The sequence below is a fragment of the Streptosporangium sp. NPDC005286 genome (assembly GCF_040607515.1).
In the GTDB taxonomy this organism is placed as follows: domain Bacteria; phylum Actinomycetota; class Actinomycetes; order Streptosporangiales; family Streptosporangiaceae; genus Streptosporangium.
In genome coordinates, this window is the sequence record NZ_JBEXGU010000379.1 from 1 (window position 1) to 2,312 (window position 2,312).

General features: G+C 66.3%; 2 protein-coding genes. One reads left to right on the forward strand and one right to left on the reverse strand.

The genetic code is table 11. The features are described from left to right. The first annotated feature begins 200 nt into the window (after positions 1-200). Entirely contained in the window at positions 201-1,442 is a 1,242-nt protein-coding gene (locus ABZU75_RS46225; RefSeq protein WP_355569892.1) for a transcriptional regulator, read from the forward strand. A 39-nt stretch (positions 1,443-1,481) separates the two neighbouring features. On the opposite strand, the gene ABZU75_RS46230 is transcribed toward ABZU75_RS46225, so the two are convergent. After that, a complete protein-coding gene (locus ABZU75_RS46230; protein WP_355569895.1) occupies positions 1,482-2,093 on the reverse strand; it encodes a DUF6461 domain-containing protein in 612 nt (203 codons plus the stop codon). Positions 2,094-2,312 lie beyond the last annotated feature (219 nt).

Below are 2,312 nucleotides of genomic sequence, written 5' to 3' on the forward strand. Positions count from 1 at the left end.
GCGGGCGGGACGGCTCTACAGTTATCCATGGGTTGCACCTCCAGTGTGCGGCCAAGGGACCCGTACGGCGTGTCCGCGCCTGCGGGTCCCGCTTTTTCACGGTCCTCCCATGACATCGCCCATACACGTGCCCGCACAGGAGGCGATAGGGGAGACTGGGGGAGACGGCAGGTCTCCCATGTCTCCCCCAGGGCGCGGTGATGGACGAGATTCCGGGTTGGGCGTTGAGGTTGCGAGCCGAGCGACGCGAGCGGCTGTGGTCGCAACGGCAGATGGCACGAGCACTCACCGAGGCGGCCGATGAGAGCACCCGCGCTCACCTGCCGACCCGCGAATCCCTGATCCGCATGATCAAGGACTGGGAAAAGGGCAAGCACCAGCCCAAGGACCCCTACCGGGTGCTGTACTGCCGGGCGTTCGATCTCCCCGAGGCCGAGCTGTTCGACCTGGCGAACAAGGCAGCCCGCAGGTCACCGGCCCAGGTACTCGCCGCGATCATGCCCGAAGGTGATCCACTGTCCCGCCTTCCCGCCGGGACAGGGCGAAGGGTCGGGATGGGTACCGTGCGGGATCTGTCGGCACGGGTTCACGGTCTGCGGCTCGCCGATGACGTCATCGCCGGAAGCGACCTGATCCGGCCCGCCTTCCGCGAGCTTGACGCGGCGGTACGCCTCTACCGGTGTGGCACCCACACCGAGGAGGCAGGTCGGGCGCTGCTGGTCAACATCGGCGAGCTGGCACAGATCGTCGGATGGATCGCCAGCGACGCGGGCCAGCACGACCAAGCCGCCCAGACCTACCAACTGGGCATCAGCGCCGCCCGCGAAGCCGGAGACGGCTCCCTGGAGGCCAACCTCATCGGCTCCCTGGCCTACCAGATCGCCAACGTCGGCGACGCGCAGGAAAGCGTGGCACTCACACGCGCCGCACTGGGCACGGCCGGACGGCACGCCTCACCGCGTATCCGCGCACTGACCTGGGACCGTCTCGCCTGGGCACATGCCCGCGCCGGAGAGGCCCAGCCCGCCATCAGGGCACTGGGCGAAGCGAGCGCCGCCCTGGCGAGCACGGCAGGAGCCGAAGAACCGTCATACCTGTACTGGGTCAGCCCCGACGAACTCCAGATCATGGAAGCCCGCGCCTACACCGAGCTACGCCGCCCCCTGCGCGCCGTTCCTCTGCTCAGCGAGGTGCTGACGCGCTACGACGCCACCCACGTCCGAGAACTCGCGCTGTACCTGTCGTGGCTCGCCGTCGCTCTCGCCGACGCGAACGAGCCGGAGGAGGCGGCGTACACGGCGTCGCGGATGCTGGACATGTCCGCCGACCTCACCAGCGACCGCACCACCCAGCGCGCCCGCGTGGTCTTGGCACGTCTCAAGCCCTACGCCGACGTCCCCGAGGTACGAGAGCTGCTGACCCGCTACCCCATGAGCGCCTGAACCCGCTAGAAGGCCAGTCTCCGTATGGGGACCTGCCGATCAGTCCTCCAGGGGTTCTGCGCCAAGGAATCGCAGCTCCAACATCTCTGGAGAGAAGGGAAGAGCGGTGATCCTGCTCGCCAAGGCGAACGAGCGCTCTATCGGGAAGTCGATGTGCGAGTCGTCGATGTCGATGTCGTACTCGGGGTCCAGGCCGACTTCGCGCATCTCCTTGATGAAGCGGTCCGGATCGTTGCCTGACCGCGCGTCCGGAAGCATCGGGTCGAACCAGACGACCGGCTGCCCGTCGACGATGTAGGCGAAAGTGTCCGAGGCATAGTCATGACGGCAGACCGACACGACCTCGGTTCCCCGCGAGACCCGAGCCATGATCTCGGAGTCGACGGCGATCTTCCATCCTCCTGGTTCGATGACCAGGGTCCAGTCACCGACCTTCACGGCGCCGATGTAACCAGCCGCGTCGTCCATCATGCTCTCCACCGAGCGCTCGCCCAACTCGTCGGACGTGACCTCCTCCATGGTGCTCTCGTCTACGCCGAACCGGCGGAGGATTTCCTCCGGGGAGAGATCCCGAACGAAGGACACGCAGTAGATTTCACCCAGTGCTTCGTGTTCGGAGAGCCAGGGGAATTCTTCGGGGGTCTCTGTCATCGCCACTCCTTTGATCAAGTGAGCGGCATGATCGCAGTAGTCCCCGACAAAAAGGTTCGCCCCCGGCCAGCGAAGGAACGCCGAGTGATGTCCCTGAGTGACCAACTGAGTGACAACGACCCCGGACAAGGCTGGACGTCGGTGGATCACCATGGACCGTATGCGCAGGTGGGGGCGGGTATCAGGCATGGTCCCGCCCCCTTCCGGTTTGCCTGGGGG

What these genes read in the sequence shown, in the direction of transcription:
- ABZU75_RS46225 (WP_355569892.1), top strand. Translation starts at nt 201, where the DNA reads ATGGACGAGATTCCGGGTTGGGCGTTGAGGTTGCGAGCCGAGCGACGC.
- ABZU75_RS46230 (WP_355569895.1), bottom strand. Translation starts at nt 2,093, where the DNA reads ATGACAGAGACCCCCGAAGAATTCCCCTGGCTCTCCGAACACGAAGCA.